We start from the raw sequence: 17,616 nt of genomic DNA, 5'->3' as shown, positions 1-17,616 counted from the left end.
TTTTTTATATTAAAACAAGCCATCTGGTGTAATGTCAAGCCATTTAAAATAAGTCATTGCCATTATTATAGACATAATCCACGCAATAATTTGCATCGTAATTCCATACCTAAACGTATCATTCCAACTGTAATGGTTAGTTGAATACAATAACAATGCTGGTTTACTATTAAATGGCAACGTATATACATGTTCAATTAAAAAAGCAACGGGTAAAGCTAAACTTACAATATCAAAACCAAAACGGGTTGCAATACCAATTGCAATTGGAATAAAAATCATAGCACGCATAGTTTTACTTTGAAAAAATAATGCACTAAATATCATTGCAAATGTTAAAATAAGATACAACACCCAAAAAGGTGTATTATCTCCAATACCTAAACCATCAAAAAGTGCATTTATAGAAATACTTGGTAAATCTGTAACATTAAAACCTGCTCCTAAAGTATAAGCTCCTGCAGAGAACAATAATAAATGCCAAGGAATATCAACATCGTTCCAAGCTACAATACCAATTTTTGGTAACAGTGCAACAATTGCACCTAAAAATGCAACTGCTGTAGGACTTATACCGTGGTATTTATCCGTTACCCATAAACCCAAAATTGAAACAAATATTACAATAGATTTTATTTCATTAAAAGAAACTTTACCCATTTTATGCAACTCTTTTTTTAAAGTTTCCATACCACCTTCAATTGAAGGTTTTTTATCTCCCTCTTTAAGAGGAAATATAATCTTAGTACCAATAACCCAACCTATAATCATTAAAATAAGTGCCCCTGGAAAAGCTGCTACCATCCAATCTGAAAAGAAAATATCACTTCCAATGGCTCCAGCAATTAGTGAAGCTGCTAATAAATTTGCTCCTGAACCTGTTAAAAAGGCACTTGCTCCCATATTTATTTGAAACAAGTTTTGCAATATAATATTACGTCCAAAATTATTTCTATTTCCATTTGAAGCTCCATAAACTGCAGCAATTACCATAAAAATAGGCAATAATATTGCAGCTTTTGCAGTGGTTGCAGAAATAAAAATTGACAATACAATATTAATTAATATGAAACTAAAAAATATAGAAGTTGCATTTTTACCAAATCTTAAAATAAACCATAATGCAAAACGTTTTGCAACTCCCGTGGCAACTAACATGCTTGCTAAAATAAAAGACAATATATTTAACCACATTACTTGGTGCCCTAATTGTGCATATGCTACTTTTTCAGGTAAAACACCTGTTAAAACAAGTGCTATAATTAAAATTAATGATGTTAAATAATTTGGAATTGCTTCCGTAATCCACAAAATTAGCGATGCTACAAAAATTGCTAACATTGCTTTATTAGATTGTACAAAGTTTAACAATCCAATAGTATCAAAATTGCTACTTGCACTCTTACTTAAAGTTTCTAGGTTAAAATTTTTTAAAAAAGGTATATCTATATACATTATTAGTAGAAAAGCTATAATAGCTAAAGGTCCTCCAATTATTCTAAATGTTTTTTCTACTTTGGTAAGCTTCCGAACGGGTAATTTTTCCATTCGGTAGTTACTCATATCTAGTACATTTTTATACATAGTTGTTTATAATTATATAAAACTTTAGCTCCCTTTTTCTACCAGTTTTTATAAGGGTTTTTCATTAACATTGAATTGTAATATTTTACTTGTCCAGTAACTTCTTCTCCAAGCCACTTTGGTTTTATAAAATCTTCACCTTCTGCATCTAATTCAACTTCTGCAACAGTTAAACCTTCGTTCTCTCCATAAAATTCATCTACTTCAAAAGTATGACCGCCAGATTTTACATTAAAACGTGTTTTATCAATTATGCCAGGTTCGCTAATTTTTAATAAATCCGTAGCATCTTCAACAGAAATTTCTTTTTCCCATTCAAAACGTGACGTGCCAGACTTGTTTCCAATTCCTTTTACTGTGATAAATCCTTGATCGCCTTTAATTCTAATTCTTACCGTTCTTTCTGGAACAGTTGATAAAAACCCTTGTACAATTTTAGTTTCTTTAAATGATTCCTGTTTAAAATCGTCGTTTTTTACTAAAAACTTTCTTTCTATTTCTTGTGCCATAATTAATTTGCTAATGGTTTATTAATCCAACCTATTACTCTTTTTATTGCTTGTAAATAATTGATATTTTCTACACCCTCTAACTTACAGTCTGCAATAGTTTTTTTAATATCATCTAACTCTGTAGATTCAGAATTAATGGTAACTACTTTTGCTCCATTAATTAAAACATTTCCTACTTCACAAAGCGTGTTATTTACCATATAACCAAAACGTTGTTTGTAAACTTTTACACCTTGTAGATCTTTGTTAGCATCAATCATCGCTAAAAATTCTTCTAAGGTATATGTGTCTTTAGTTAATGTTGGCAGTGCTACTTGAAATGCTGGAAAGACATCATTTTCTAATACTTGTTTTGCAATAGGAAATTCGCCTTTCATCAAAGGATTCCATTGTTCTAAATCATCTACAGTCTGTACAAAGGTTTTAATATCCATTTTACCATCGCGTATTTTAGTATTATTAATATCGTTGGTTTTAGATAGAATATATATTTCTTCTGAAGTTCTTTCCCAAACTTTTTCTGGAATTGGAACTGATAAGCGTGCCATATATTTTGCAGGAATATCAAAGTTTTGACCGAAAGCTCTAAACTCGAAACGCGGTTTAGAGATTTCTCCTACTTTCATTGATGGTTTTGTCATAATTATATTTTTAGTTGGTTTTTTATTCGATTGGTTTTTTAAACTTAAATAATTTAGAATTTGAATCGCTTACAATATAAATGTTAGAATTTGTAACTGCGATACCTTCTGCTTTAATTACATCTATTGCGTAACTTTTAATTAACGCTCCTTTTAAGCTACATTTATTCACTGTTTTACTTTGATCACTCAAAATCCATAAAATATTTAATTCTTTATCATGAAATATCCCTGAATAGTCTGATGCAAAATCTAAGTCGTAAGATTCAATAATTGAAAAATCACTTTTTAAACGCATTAAAATACCCGGATCTTTTTCATTTAGTACAAAAATGGTGTTATCATTTAAATTAAATGCTATTCCCTCAAGACCACTATTGAAATCTTTATTACTATAATCTACTTTGTGTTTCTTGTAATTTTTTGAATTTAAATCGTATTCAACAATTTCCTTGGTTCTTTCTTCAACTAACAATACTTTAGTACTTGAAACCATAGAAATTCCTTCAACATCATCACCGCCATAAACAAATTCTTTTAAAACAGTTCCGTCTGTAGTAAGTTTATAAATATTTCCAGTATAATCACTTACTGTATATAAATTTGAACCCGAAGTATTAATTGCTAAACCTGAAGCCTCTGATACATTAATTTTTTCACTAGAAATTAATTCGAGCTCATTTTTAGTTTCTTCAATAGTATTTGGGCTATTTTTACATGCTTGAAAAAAGACCATAAAGATTACGGTAAAACTTATTATTTTACTTAAATGTATCATATTTTAAATGTACCAGCTTGTAACTATTCACAAGCTGGTTTTTATTATTTATTGAGCTGTAAATACATTCCACCCTGTTGGGTCACCTTTAAAGGCATCGGACTCATCAATATCATTAAAGTTATCTAAAGCCATTCCATTCGGATTATTACCATAATAATATTCACCACTAGCTGTGGCTATACGCGCATAAAATGAAGTTTTAACTCCGGATTGTGATTGATTAATCATATTAATTGTAACACCAGTTTGTGTAAATGAGGCATCATCTTCACCTGAAATTTTATTTGCCTTAACATACACAGGACTATCTCCTGTAGCAAAATAAATTCTTGCTTCTAAAATTGTTTCAGTACTTGAATACTTTAATTCAACATTTACATCCTCTCCAGGTATTGGATTATTAGGAAATTTAACTGATTGTAATGGACCTTCAGTATAGTTTACAGTAGTAGTTTCAACATCTACCCAAGGGCTAGGTTCAATATACATGTTTTCATCTTCAACACAACTAACTGTAAATATTAGCGTTAGAAGCATTATTAAGAAATATTTAAAATTTTTCATCTTATTTAATTTTTTATTGTTTTTATTAAAAATTCACTTCCAATCTTATTGAAAATTGACCATAATCATCACCACCCTTTCCATCTGCATCGTACACATTAGACCAATCTTTAGTTAAGTTGCCATCTGCATCTTTACCTACAAATAATTTACCTTTTCCGTCAGCATAGCGGTCATGATTGTGGTAAACATAGTTTGCCATAAATTTAATATTTGGGTTTACATAATAGTTTAAACCAACTGAATATCCTTCAGCAGAACCACCATAAATACTAGCATCAAAATCATTTAAATCTATATAGTCATACCTTAAAGCAAGTTCAACATCTCCTTTATCAGATCCAGGAGTAATTCTTGTAAATTCCCCTTCTTTTGTGTTATAATTGTGATTTCCTCCTCTTAACAAGTAGGCCGCTTGAGCATAATATCCTTTAAAGGAAGCATCTACACCCTCAATCATATTAACATTGTGTTCTTTATATTCTCCTTGGAACATAAAACCATTATATTTTCCTGCCAGTTCAAAAGTATATCCAAATACATTGTCAACACCTGAAATATCATCTGTATCTAAGAATTTTTTTCTATTAACTGCAGAATGTGATCGTGTGCTAATTCTATAGGCTCCATCTTCCCAATGTGTTTTTGGAGTTCTATATGTTGCTGCAGCACCGACATGTAACAATCTAGTAGTATTATTAATTGGTGTCCAAACAGCTCTACCAGTTAAAGAATAGCCTTCGTCTTTCCCATTATCTTTATTAGCGTCTTTAGTAAACTCTACTTCTTCAGCGTCTCCAACAGTATTAAAATGAACACCCCCAATTAATAATAGTTTTTTTCCATAAGAATTTACTTGAAAACCTAAATGACGTGAAGGATCGAAAGTAGATGCGAAAGAACGTTCCATAAATAATAAATATCTTGAAGTAGTCGTAGTTTCCATACCATAACCTTCCTTAAAATGACCAGCTTTAAAATCCCACTTTTTCGAATCTGGTGTGTACTTTAAATAAGCATCTTTTATTTCAGTTGCAGAACTTTCAAAATCTAAATCAATTTCTCCATACCAGTTTTTCCAAAACTCAGCTTTAATAGCGAAACGCATTCTACGAATCATGAATCCATTTCCCAATTCATTTAAAGCATCATTTGAGAACATATAACCATCAAGCTGTACCCTATTATCCATCCACATTTTATAGTTTCCATCTTCAGAAAACCATTTTATAAAGCCATCTTGTGCTTCCGTTTTTAGTGGAACAGCGTCCACTTCTTGCCCGTATTGATTTATACGAGTGGTTTCCTTTTTAATTTCTTGAGCATGTAACCCTATTCCAAATAGAAATAATGCCACTACTAGTGTACTTAGTTTATTTTTCATTGTTTTACAGTTTAAATTATATTTAAAGTTTACTTATTAATTCGGTTAAATTATCTTCTCGTTTTAAGTGCATTTTTTTACGTAATCTATGTCTATTTACCTCTACACTTTTTGTTGAAATATTTAAAATTGATGCCATATCTTTTGAACTTAAATTTAAACGAACCAATGCACATAAACGTTGTTCATTTTCAGTTAAATTTGGATATCTATTTAACAATCTGAAATAAAAATCTCTATTTAACTCGTTGATATAAATATTGAAGCGCTGTCTATCTTTATCTACACTTAAATTTTCTACAATTAACTTTTTTAATTTTGAAAGCTCCACCTGATCCGTATCAGATTTCTCAATTATTTTATCAATTTTTGTGCGTAGTTTTTCTAAAAACCGATTCTTTTGAATGATATTTAAAGCAATACTCATTTGCTCTTTTCGTTTAAAATCAATTTCCTTTTCTAACTCAGCATTTTCTGTATTAGCTTTTGCCAATTCCGTTTTTAAAAAGGCCTCCTGTGCCTTATATTTTCGAGAAATATCAGAAGATTCTTCATCTTTAGATTTTAATGTTTTATTTGTTAGTTTTAATGCTAAAACAATTATTACAATAGTTAATATAATAATAATAGTGTATAATAAAGGCTGAAATAAATTAACATTAACAGAAATATCGGTAGGTTTTGGAAAACTATTAAACTCGCTTTTCATTGATTTTAAGGCAGTATTTGTAGTATCATAAACTTGTAATTTAAAAACGTTATCCATAAAAAACAACGACATAAATGAGACAATACCAGCAATTACAGGCGTGGTTATCCAACCTACTGAAATTCTTCCCAAAACATTAAATTTAATTCCTCTACCTCCTTTTAACAAACCAATTCCCATTATTGCTCCAACAATAGCTTGAGAACTTGAAACTGGTACTAACGGAATTGCCGGTAAGCCAAGACTTTGTATGGCATTTGATAAAGATGAAGAAGAAAATATAAACAACACCATAGCATGTGCCAACACAATTACCAAAGCAGCCTCTGCAGACAATTTCATTAAATCGTTACCAACAGTCATCATCACTTTTTTAGAATAAGTTACAATTCCCATTGCTATAGAAATACCACCTATTAAAAACAATAACTGTACGCTATCAAAAATAAAAAAACCAAAATCTAATTGAATATCCGGTACCGAAGGTATAAATACACCCACAACATTGGCTACATTATTTGCACCCAAACTAAAAGCTCCAAAACCACCAATTATTAAAAGAGCATATTTTAAATGGGCATCTAACTTTATTAAATGAATTTTACTTTTTGCTAAAATAAACTTTAGAAGTTTATACATTAAAACAGCAAAAATGGCTCCTAAGATAGGACCTGCAACCCAAGTACTAACAATTTTTCCTAAAACAACCACGTCGGTTACATTACCTGAATAAAAATTCCAACCAATAATAGCTCCAATAATAGCTTGTGAGGTTGAGACTGGCAATTTCAATCGAGTCATCCAAAAAACAGTAAAGCCTGCACAAAGTGCAACTGTAAATGCACCCCCAATAGCATCTACAGATCCCAATTTACCAAGTGTAAGCGATGCTCCAGACCCCTGTAGTACAGCGCCCAAAACAACAAAAATAGAGGCAACCACAACAGCCACACTAAATTTAACCATTCTAGAACCAACAGCAGAACCAAATATATTGGCTGCATCATTGGCTCCTAAAGACCAACCTAAAAATAAACCACTTGATAAAAAGAAAAAAAACATAGGCTACTTTTTATGTACTACATTTTTATTTTAATTACTAATGAAGATAGCATCTTTGCGACTACCTTTGAAGCTTCTGCTACCTGCTCTACGTGCAATGTAAAATAGCGTAAATGAATTTTTTCGCTCAATTTTAAAAAAGGCATTTCTTTAAACAATGTTCTTTTTATTTTTATAGCTAATTTCTCTGTTTCACGTTCGTAAAATATTACTTTTTGTAATTTGTCTTTCACTAAACTAGGCGCGGTAAAAAAAACTCTCGCTGCAGGAATTACATTTTCAGCAGACTCTACAGATAAAGAAACTAATCTTGCAAAATCATTCTTTATATCTTCTGGAAAATAAGGGTCTTCTACATCAAACTGACTTAAATTATCTTTTATCTTATCAATAATATCATCGGTTTTTTCTAATAGGTTCAAAATATCACTAGAATAGTTTGGCATTAAAGAATGCACATAGAAGTCGTTTTCAATTTTTCTAATAATAGCATCTGCAACTTCTTCCTGTTTTTTAACTATATTTAAGTTGTTTTCAAATTCCGAAATATTTCCTTCTAAATAATTATTAACACCTTCTTTAAAATTCAATATTCCTAATTCAATATTATCAAAATACTCATCGATATTAAGTATAACGTTTTTTGAAGTTTTAAATATTTTAATCATCTTTTATATCTTTAAAACAAAGTTAAATTTGCATTCACGCATTATAGATGATATATATCATTTTTGAAGTTTACAAACCGTAGTTGTAGTTTATTATAATAGCTATTTTATTGATATATATCATTTTAATATATATATGTAGTGTTTATTATAAACTTTAAAATCACATTGTAGTGTTTTTTTATGGTTTTATCTTGTCTTTAAAATAGTATGTATATGGCAAATTTTCTTAACAAGGGTTAAAAAAAAGTTTTACTATTTTTAAACCTTTTAAGAGTATAGCGAAATTTTGTTTATAAAATATTTTAAAAGGAAGTTGTAAAGTTATTTTTTTGAAAAATCAAATCATTTTAAGTTACTGTTTAACAAAAAAATGATTAGCATAATTATCATTAAATAGCAACCAATAAATATATTTAGAACTGTTTTTAAACTGGATTTTAAGCTGGATTATGCTCACCATCTTCTAGTTCATGCAATTCATCAAGTTGTTTCAAAAGATCAAAAGTTTTTTTAGCTTCCTCTTCATCAATAGTAGAAATTGCTGCACCAACATGCACAAGCACATAATCTCCAATAGTGGCTTCTGGAACCAATGTTAAGCTTACCTCTTTTATAATTCCATCAAAAGATACTTTTCCTACTCTAAAGGTTTCATCTAATTGCGAAGTAACTTCAATTAATTTTCCAGGTATTGATAAACACATAATTTAGTTTTTGACTATTGAAAATTAAACTTTCTAACTATTGATCCTATTTTCCTTCAACCATTTATACCATTTTTCCATTCCTTGACCAGTAGTTGCAGAAACTTCAAAAAACAGTAACTTAGGATTAACTTGCAACGCATAATTTTTAAGTTTGTCCACATCAATATTTACATATGGTAACAAATCTATTTTATTAATAATGCATATATCTGATGTGTGAAACATATCAGGATATTTAATTGGCTTGTCTTCACCTTCAGTAGTACTTATTATTACAACACGTTTACTTTCACCTAAATCAAACATTGAAGGGCAAACAAGATTTCCAACATTTTCTATCATTAAAATAGCATCATTTTTGATCTCGAGCTTTTTAACTGCGTCATACACCATATCACTTTCTAAATGACAACCTTTTCCTGTATTTATCTGAATTACGGGTATATCAAGCGCATCAATTCTATTGGCATCATTTAAGGTTTGCTGATCACCTTCAATTACATAAAAAGGAATTTCATCTTTCAAATCGGTCAATGTACGTTCTAAAATAGATGTTTTTCCTGAACCTGGTGAACTAACTAAGTTTAAAGCAAAAATATTTTTCGCTTCAAAATAACCTCTGTTTCTCGCAGCTAGAACTGCATTATTTTGAAGAATATCTTGTTCAATCTCCAAAACTTTATGTTTGTGCTCATGTGAATGATCATGAGAATGGTTATCATGATGATGGTGATGATGTTCAGCTTGGTGAGTATGTTCTCCTGGTTTCAAAATTGTAGGACCGTTTCCATCGGTTCCACATCCGCAAGTTCCACACATAATTTTTAAATTTAAATTACTTCTAATGCTTTAACTTTTAATTCTTTTCCTTTTAAAATACCTTTAAAATTACTATTGCATTTCGGGCAGCAATCATAAATGTTTTCCATATCAAACTCTGTATTACAATCAATACATTTGCCACGCCCCTCAATAACAGTAATTTCTTTTTCGGCCCTTTCAAGCACCGTATCTTGAACTACAGATTCCCAAACAAAATTTAAAGATTCTATTTCAATACCAGACAAAACACCTATTTCAAGCTCAATTTTTGTAACCTTGGCTGCATTAACTTTCGCTGTTTCATCTTCAGCAATTTTAACAATTCCTAATGCTATTGATAGTTCATGCATCTTCAAAAACAGATTTAAAACCAAAGTTACAAATTATCTATACGGAAACCTATTCAAAAATATAGCTAAATAAACAATATGATAATTGTCATAAATTGAAGATTAAATAGTCTTATTTTAAAGCGTTCTAAATTAGTGTGTTACATTTGCCTTATTCATTTTTTATTGTAAATTAGATAAATGCTTTTTCCCTCAAAAGCAACAAGATAAATAAGTCTCTTTTTACTTAAAACTTAATCTATGTCTACCAATAATGAAAAACGAAACACATACTATGAAAGTATCATAAAGCAAGGTTATAGCCGTAGAGATTTTATGAAATTCTCTACATACATGGCCGCTTTTATGGGATTAGAATCAAGTATGGTTGGGCAAATTGCACAATCATTAGAAAATACGCCTAGATTGCCCGTTATTTGGGAACACTATCAAGAATGCACTTGCTGTAGCGAATCTTTTATTAGATCCAATCATCCAATAGTTGCAGATATTATTTTAGACCGGATATCATTAGATTATTCCTTAACATTAATGGCTGCGTCTGGGTATCAAGCAGAAACAGCAAAGCATGAAACCATGAAAAAATACAAAGGAGAATACATTCTTTGTGTTGAAGGATCTATACCTCTAGGTGATGACGGAAATTACTGCTGTATTGCTGGTAAATCTGCAAAAGACACTTTTTTAGAAGCCGCAGAAGGTGCTAAAGCAATAATTGCTTGGGGAAGTTGTGCTTCAAATGGATGTGTACAGGCTGCAAAGCCCAACCCTACAGAAGCAACACCTATACATAAATTAGTGAAAAACAAACCAATTATCAGAGTACCGGGTTGTCCACCAATAGGTGAAGTTATGGCTGGCGTAATTATGCACGTAGTTGCATTTGGTCGTTTACCAAAATTAGATCGTTTGGGAAGACCAAAAGCTTTTTATGGTAAAAGAGTTCATGATACTTGTTACAGACGTCCTTATTACGATGCTGGTTTGTTTGCTGAAACTTTTGATGATGAAAACTCAAAAAAAGGATACTGTTTATATAAACTGGGCTGTAAAGGTCCTTTAACATATAATGCCTGTGCAAGTATGAGATGGAATAATGGAATAAGCTTCCCTATTCAATCAGGTCATGGTTGTATTGGTTGTAGTGAGGAAGAATTTTGGGACAATGGGCCTTTTTATGAAAGAACCACAAAAGTACCTGGTTTTCCAGTTGAAAGCAATGCTGATACTGTTGGTAAAGTTACTGCAGGAGTTTTAGCTGGAGGCATTGCTTTACACGCAGTTGGTGCAAATATTTCAAAAAGAAAAGAGCTAATGGATAGAGTAAAGAGAGGAAAAAGTAATGAAAAAAATATTGACTCTTAAAACGTATAATAATGGCAAATAGAATAGTAGTAGACCCAATTACACGAATTGAGGGTCATTTAAGAATAGAAGCAGAAATTAAGGATGGCGTAATTGTAGATGCTTTTAGTTCAAGTACAATGGTTAGAGGGATTGAAAGTATTGTTAAAGGTCGAGATCCAAGAGATGTCTGGGCTTTTGTACAACGTACTTGCGGTGTATGTACTACAGTACATGCATTAACATCTGTAAGAGCCGTTGAAGATGCTTTAGGAATAGCAGTGCCGCCTAATGCTGAAATGGTTCGTAATATAATGGAGGGTGCTTTATACATGCATGACCATGCAGTACATTTTTATCATTTACACGCATTGGATTGGGTTGATATTGTAAATACCTTAAAAGCTGATCCAAAAAAGACTTCTGAAATTGCACAAAGCATCTCTAGTTGGCCAAAAAGCTCACCTGGCTATTTTTCTGATGTACAAAAAAGAGTTCAAAAATTTGTTGAAAGCGGTCAACTAGGAATTTTTGCAAATGGTTATTGGGGGCATTCTCAAATGAAATTGCCTGCAGAAGTGAATCTATTAGCTGTGGCTCATTATCTAGAAGCTTTAGAATGGCAAAAAGAAATCGTAAAAGTTCATACCATATTTGGAGGTAAAAATCCACATCCAAACTACTTAGTTGGAGGTATGGCTTGTGCAATAAACTCGGACGGTGCAGGTGGATTAAATGCAGAACGTCTAATGCACGTTCAGAAATTATTAAAAGAAGGAAAAGAATTTATTGATAAAGTTTATATTCCAGATTTATTAGCTATTGCTTCTTTTTATAAAGATTGGGGAGCTATAGGTAAAGGATTTGGAAATTATATGTCTTATGGAGATTTCCCTACAAATGGATATGCAGATTTATCAAGTTTCAAATTTCAACAAGGAGTTATTTTGAATAATGATTTATCTAAAGTACATGATGTAGATCATAGAAGTACCAATGAAATAGAAGAGTTTGTAAATAATTCTTGGTATGATAATTATTCAGAAGGAAAAGACAAAGGAAGACACCCTTGGGAAGGAGAAACAAATATTAAATATACAGGTCCTAAACCACCTTACAATCACTTAAATGTTGAAGAGGCATATAGCTTTATAAAAACACCTCGTTGGAAAGGAAAACCAATGGAAGTGGGTCCACTTGCACGTTTATTAGTAGGATATGGAAGAGGAAATGAAGAAATTAAAGATGCTGTAAATGGCGCACTTTCTCATTTAAATGTTCCTGTAGACGCGCTATTCTCTACATTAGGTAGAACTGCAGCCCGCGGAATTGAAACTCAATTAGTGGCGAATTGGACTTTAGAATTTTTTGATACTTTAATGAATAACATCAAAAATGGTGATGAACGGATGGCAAATACAGATAGTTGGGAGCCTTCATCTTGGCCAAAAGAAGCAAAAGGTGTAGGGTTTTGTGAAGCGCCAAGAGGAGCGTTGGCACATTGGATTAAAATTAAAGATGAAAAAACAGAAAACTATCAATTAGTTGTTCCATCTACTTGGAATGCATCTCCACGTGATCCTAAAGGACAGCGGTCAGCTTATGAAGCAGCTCTTATTGGAACGCCTGTTGCAGACCCTAATTTACCATTAGAAATTATAAGGACAATTCATTCATTTGACCCTTGTATAGCTTGTGCTGTTCATTTATATGATGAACATGGAAAACACATTTCTCAGGTTCAAAATATTGCTAGTTGTGACAGTTAAAATTTAAATTATGGAAACTAAAAACTTTAAACGAGTCATGGTTTGGGAATTACCAGTTCGGTTTTTCCATTGGTTAAATGTGCTAACAATTACAATTCTTGCAATTACAGGGTTTATAATTGCCAATCCACCAGCTTTACAGTCAAGTGCCGAAGCAACAAATTTACATTCTTTTGGAATTGTAAGATTTATTCATTTTGGTGCAGCTTATATTTTCTTTTTCAATATGATTTTTAGATTATATTGGTCTATTGTGGGAAACAAATACGCTAGTTGGAGAGCTTTTTGGCCATTTAGCAAAAAAACATGGAACAATTTTTGGCATGTGTTAAAAATTGATATTATGCTTTTAAACGAAGATCACCCTGATGTAAAAAATATAAGTATTGGACATAATAGTGTAGCAACATTATCATATTTAGCCTTATTTTTTATAGCGCTTATTCAAGTTTTTACAGGATTTGCTCTATACGCTGATACATCTGGTTGGTGGCTCCCAAAACTTTTTGATTGGGTAAGCCCATTATTGGGCGGTGATTTTGTAACACGAACAATTCATCATATTTCAACTTGGATATTTATATTATTTAGTATAGTACACGTTTATTTGGTTTTTTACCATGATTGGTTAGAAGGTCGTGGAGAGGTTTCTTCTATGTTTGGAGGCTATAAATTTGTTCGAGAAGATAGAGTAAAAAAGGCTATTAAAAAAGAAAACGAAGAATAATAAGACCACAAAGACATTAATAAATTCATCCTGTCACTGCATTTTAAATAGGATGAATTTATTTTTTAAATTTTAAAAAATGAAAATAAAAGAAAGAACACCCATTGCTATTAGTAGTGATTCCTATTTTTTCGAGAAAGATAAAACCAATAGTATTTTAATAATGGGCGTTGGAAATTATTTAATGGGAGATGAAGGAATTGGCGTTCATGTGATTCAAGAAATGTCTAAAAATATAGTACCTGATTACATTGATATTTTAGATGGTGGAACAGGTGGCTTTTTACTGTTAAATTGTTTTGAAGCATATTCTACAGTAATTTTTATTGATGCTACTATGGATGGAAAACCCGCAGGAACTATTTCATTAATTCGCCCGAAATTCGCCTCAGATTTCCCATCAGCATTAAGTGTTCATGATGTTGGATTAAAAGACATGATTGAAGCGGTTTATCTTATGGAAAAAATCCCTGATATTCATTTATTTACAGTTTCTATTGAAGAATTGAATCCAATGACTGTAGAATTAAATGATAAAGTTAAAGCAATAATCCCTAAAATTATTGATAATATTTTAAGCCATTCTGAAGAACTTCACCTAAAAAAATCGTAAATTTATAGTCTAATTTTTATCCTTTAAATTGAATGATAAAATCCTATAAAATTTCCTTTTCTGGTCAAGTCCAAGGTGTAGGTTTTCGTCCGTATGTATATAATTTAGCACTTGAATTCAATTTAAAAGGAACCGTTTCAAACAATGAAGATGGTGTACTAATTTTTGCAAGTGGAGATTCACAAAATATTACTACTTTTTATCAAAAATTAATTAAATTTCCTCCGCCAATTTCAAAAATAAAAAATAGTTCAATCATAGAAATTGAGAATGTACTATTTGATTATTTTAAAATTATTCCTTCAACTAAAAATGGACAATTAAACTTACCATTAACTCCTGATTTTGCTATTTGCAACAATTGTAAAAACGATGTTGAAAATACTGAAAACAGACGTTATAATTACCCTTTTACAACCTGTGTAAATTGCGGTCCGCGTTGGGCAATTACGCAAACTTTTCCTTTTGAAAGAAACAACACAAGTATAGCTAAATTTCCAATGTGTCCCAAATGCGAAAAAGAATATAACTCACCTCCAGATAGACGATTTCATTCGCAAACTAATACTTGTTCAGCGTGTGGAATTCAACTAAAATTGATTAATAATTTAGGCAAAACCATAGTAATTGAGCAATCTAATCTTTTTAAAAAAATAGCTATTTTACTTTCAGAAGGAAATATAATTGCCATAAAAAACACAAGTGGTTATTTGTTATGTTGTAATGCCGAAGACCCAAAAGTTATTCAAAAACTAAGAGACAAAAAACATCGACCACATAAACCTTTTGCTGTACTATATCCGTCTTTAGAAGTACTTCAGAAAGAAGTAATTTTAAATGAAAATCAATTAAAATCCTTAACTTCTGCTGAGTTACCAATTAATATCGTTTCATTAGAAAATTACAATGGAAAAATTGCTTTAAAAGAAGTTGCTCCTGGTCTAAATCAGCTTGGAATTATGTTGCCTTATACAGGTATTTTAAAATTATTAGCTAATGAATTAAGTTTTCCAATTGTTGCAACTAGTGGAAATATTCATGGCTCTCCAATTATTAACACAAATGCAGATGCTCTTAAAAAATTAGAGAATATAGCAGATTATTTTTTACAACACAATTTAAAAATTGAACACCCACAAGATGATTCTGTCGTAAAATTCAGTACTAAATTTCAACAAAAAGTATTGTTCAGACGCTCACGTGGGTATGCTCCAAATTATTTAGAAACTTCAATTAATTCTGAACAGAAAATTTTGGCAATGGGAGCTCATTTAAAAAGTACCATTGCGTTTTATCCAAATTCAAATTTATATATAAGTCAGTATTTAGGTAATCTCGATAATTTTGATGTTTATAAACGATTTACAGAGGTTACAGAAAATTTTATACAGCTTTTTGAACAGCAACCAGAAATTATTTTGGTTGATAAACATCCTACATATCAAAGCACCCAGTTTGGAAAAGAATTAGCTAAAAAAACAACTTCAGAATTAATTGAGATTCAACATCATAAATCACATTTTACAGCTGTTCTAGGAGAGCATAATTTATTTGATAAAAAAGTACTAGGTGTTGTTTTTGACGGAACAGGCTTCGGTGATGATTCAAACATTTGGGGAGGAGAGTTTTTTAGTTATCAAAACAATAAAATAGAGCGCATTGGCCAAGTTGATAACTTTGATTGGTTGTTAGGAGATAAAATGTCCAAAGAGCCACGTTTGTCCCTATTTTCATTGGCTTCAGAGGAAATGAATAAGATTTTAAAGCAAAAATTCACTTCAAATGAGTTAAACAATTATAGTTATTTAAAATCTCAAAATAAGTTAAAAACTTCTTCAATAGGAAGGTTGTTTGATGCAGTTGCTTCCTTATTAAATATTACAGATTTTAATACGTATGAAGGCGAAGCTGCCATTTTATTGGAGAACTCAATATTAAATTACAATTTAAAAACGTGTAAAACTTATTGCCAATTAAATTCATTAGGATTTTCAGCAAAAGAGATTATAAAAAACATCTATAAAGATGTTGAAGAAGGTATTGATAGAACGCAAATAATTTCCAACTTTTTATTTACTTTGGCTACTCATATTTTAAACTTTTCAAAAGAAAAAGGTTTTAATAAAATAGCTTTAAGTGGCGGTGTTTTTCAAAATACAACCTTGGTTGATATGCTTATAGAATTAGCCTCAAAAGAAATAAAATTGTACTTTCATAAAGATTTATCGCCTAATGATGAAAATAGTTCCTTTGGGCAATTAATGTATTATTTAAACATCCATAAATGAAGTATTTAAGTGAGTATAGAAATTTAGCAGAAACTAAAAAGGTTTTAGATGAAATTCACAAAATAACTACTCGTGAATGGAATATTATGGAGATTTGTGGTGGTCAAACACATAGCCTAGTTAAAAACGGAATTCTAGAATTATTACCCGAGAAAATAAGAATGATTCACGGTCCTGGTTGCCCTGTTTGTGTGACTCCATTAAACTTAATTGACAAAGCAATTGAACTATTAGAGCAAGGTGTTATTGTGTGTTCATTTGGCGATATGATTCGCGTACCTGGAAGTAAAAAAAGCTTATTAGAAACCAAAGCATCGGGTGGCGATTTACGTATTTTATATTCACCTATTGAAGCTGTTTCAATAGCAAAAAATAATCCAGACAAAGAAGTGGTGTTTTTTGCGGTTGGTTTTGAAACTACTGCTCCCGCAAATGCTTTATCTGTTTTACACGCCGAAAAAGAGGGAATTTCTAATTACTCCATTTTAGCTTCTCATGTATTAGTTCCTCCAGCAATGGAAGCCATTTTAGATGATAAATTTTGTACAATTAACGCCTTTTTAGGTGCTGGTCATGTATGTGCAATTATGGGAATAAAAGATTATTACCCCCTGGTTTCAAAATATAAAATTCCAATTGTAATCACCGGTTTTGAACCATTAGATTTAGTACAAGGAATTTACATTGCTGTAAAACAATTAGAAGCAGGAAGGTATGAATTAGCCAATCAATACTCGCGCATTGTTAAAGAAGAGGGCAATAAAGCAGCAATTAACGTTATAAATACAATTTTTAAAATTGGAAATAGAGAATGGAGAGGTATTGGTGAAATTTCAAATAGTGGTTATGTAATAAAAGAAGCGTATCGAAAATACGATGCTGAAGTAAAGTTTAATATTAGTACTATAAAAGTTCCTGAAAATCCAAACTGTATTGCTGGTGAAATTTTAAGAGGAATTAAAAAACCGAATCAATGCGATCAATTTGGAAAAACTTGCAAACCATCTAACCCGTTAGGCGCTCCAATGGTGTCTTCTGAAGGTGCTTGTGCAGCATATTATCATTTTTCAACTAATTTAATCGACTAA

Annotated in this window: 17 protein-coding genes; 6 read left to right on the top strand and 11 right to left on the bottom strand. The window is 31.0% G+C overall.

What is annotated here, in order from left to right; all coding sequences use genetic code 11:
• Positions 1-9: 9 nt before the first annotated feature.
• From IEW75_RS12140 to hypA, 11 genes are all read right to left on the bottom strand, one after another.
• Positions 10-1,563, bottom strand: coding sequence for an SLC13 family permease (locus IEW75_RS12140; RefSeq protein ID WP_229714451.1), 1,554 nt, complete (start codon positions 1,561-1,563; stop codon positions 10-12).
• Positions 1,564-1,622: 59 nt separating this feature from the next.
• Entirely contained in the window at positions 1,623-2,093 is a 471-nt protein-coding gene (locus IEW75_RS12135; RefSeq protein ID WP_134248962.1) for a CYTH domain-containing protein, read from the bottom strand.
• A gap of 2 nt (positions 2,094-2,095) precedes the next feature.
• Positions 2,096-2,737, bottom strand: coding sequence for a hypothetical protein (locus IEW75_RS12130; RefSeq protein WP_134248963.1), 642 nt, complete (start codon positions 2,735-2,737; stop codon positions 2,096-2,098).
• Positions 2,738-2,759: 22 nt separating this feature from the next.
• The gene (locus IEW75_RS12125) at positions 2,760-3,515 is read right to left on the bottom strand and encodes an SdiA-regulated domain-containing protein (protein WP_134248964.1); all 756 of its coding nucleotides are present in this window, start codon (positions 3,513-3,515) and stop codon (positions 2,760-2,762) included.
• 48 nt (positions 3,516-3,563) lie between these two features.
• Complete coding sequence (locus tag IEW75_RS12120) at positions 3,564-4,082, bottom strand: hypothetical protein (protein ID WP_134248965.1); 519 nt, start codon at positions 4,080-4,082, stop codon at positions 3,564-3,566.
• 25 nt (positions 4,083-4,107) lie between these two features.
• Complete coding sequence (locus tag IEW75_RS12115) at positions 4,108-5,466, bottom strand: OprO/OprP family phosphate-selective porin (protein ID WP_134248966.1); 1,359 nt, start codon at positions 5,464-5,466, stop codon at positions 4,108-4,110.
• A gap of 22 nt (positions 5,467-5,488) precedes the next feature.
• Positions 5,489-7,237 (bottom strand): inorganic phosphate transporter, encoded by a 1,749-nt coding sequence (locus tag IEW75_RS12110; protein ID WP_134248967.1) that lies wholly within the window; start codon positions 7,235-7,237, stop codon positions 5,489-5,491.
• 17 nt (positions 7,238-7,254) lie between these two features.
• Positions 7,255-7,905: a DUF47 domain-containing protein gene (locus IEW75_RS12105; RefSeq protein WP_134248968.1), complete on the bottom strand. Its 651-nt coding sequence runs from the start codon at positions 7,903-7,905 to the stop codon at positions 7,255-7,257.
• 440 nt (positions 7,906-8,345) lie between these two features.
• Positions 8,346-8,612 (bottom strand): HypC/HybG/HupF family hydrogenase formation chaperone, encoded by a 267-nt coding sequence (locus IEW75_RS12100; protein ID WP_134248969.1) that lies wholly within the window; start codon positions 8,610-8,612, stop codon positions 8,346-8,348.
• Positions 8,613-8,645: 33 nt separating this feature from the next.
• The gene (gene hypB / locus IEW75_RS12095) at positions 8,646-9,434 is read right to left on the bottom strand and encodes a hydrogenase nickel incorporation protein HypB (protein WP_134248970.1); all 789 of its coding nucleotides are present in this window, start codon (positions 9,432-9,434) and stop codon (positions 8,646-8,648) included.
• Positions 9,435-9,445: 11 nt separating this feature from the next.
• On the bottom strand, positions 9,446-9,787 hold the full coding sequence (gene hypA, locus IEW75_RS12090; RefSeq protein WP_134248971.1) for a hydrogenase maturation nickel metallochaperone HypA: 342 nt from the start codon (positions 9,785-9,787) through the stop codon (positions 9,446-9,448).
• Between the two features lie 240 nt (positions 9,788-10,027).
• Here hypA and IEW75_RS12085 point away from each other — a divergent pair, with 240 nt between their 5' ends.
• From IEW75_RS12085 to hypD, 6 genes are all read left to right on the top strand, one after another.
• Entirely contained in the window at positions 10,028-11,152 is a 1,125-nt protein-coding gene (locus IEW75_RS12085; protein WP_134248972.1) for a hydrogenase small subunit, read from the top strand.
• A gap of 11 nt (positions 11,153-11,163) precedes the next feature.
• The gene (locus IEW75_RS12080) at positions 11,164-12,900 is read left to right on the top strand and encodes a nickel-dependent hydrogenase large subunit (RefSeq protein ID WP_134248973.1); all 1,737 of its coding nucleotides are present in this window, start codon (positions 11,164-11,166) and stop codon (positions 12,898-12,900) included.
• Between the two features lie 10 nt (positions 12,901-12,910).
• The gene (cybH, locus tag IEW75_RS12075) at positions 12,911-13,627 is read left to right on the top strand and encodes a Ni/Fe-hydrogenase, b-type cytochrome subunit (RefSeq protein ID WP_134248974.1); all 717 of its coding nucleotides are present in this window, start codon (positions 12,911-12,913) and stop codon (positions 13,625-13,627) included.
• A gap of 79 nt (positions 13,628-13,706) precedes the next feature.
• Complete coding sequence (locus IEW75_RS12070; protein WP_134248975.1) at positions 13,707-14,240, top strand: hydrogenase maturation protease; 534 nt, start codon at positions 13,707-13,709, stop codon at positions 14,238-14,240.
• A gap of 32 nt (positions 14,241-14,272) precedes the next feature.
• Entirely contained in the window at positions 14,273-16,528 is a 2,256-nt protein-coding gene (gene hypF, locus IEW75_RS12065; protein WP_134248976.1) for a carbamoyltransferase HypF, read from the top strand.
• Complete coding sequence (hypD, locus tag IEW75_RS12060; protein ID WP_134248977.1) at positions 16,525-17,616, top strand: hydrogenase formation protein HypD; 1,092 nt, start codon at positions 16,525-16,527, stop codon at positions 17,614-17,616. The genes hypF and hypD overlap by 4 nt, the downstream gene beginning before the upstream one ends.

The sequence above is a fragment of the Lutibacter litoralis genome (assembly GCF_014646675.1).
Taxonomy (GTDB): Bacteria; Bacteroidota; Bacteroidia; order Flavobacteriales; family Flavobacteriaceae; genus Lutibacter; species Lutibacter litoralis.
The sequence above is the reverse complement of the archived record's forward strand: the minus strand, read 5'-3'. Positions and strand labels throughout refer to the sequence as shown.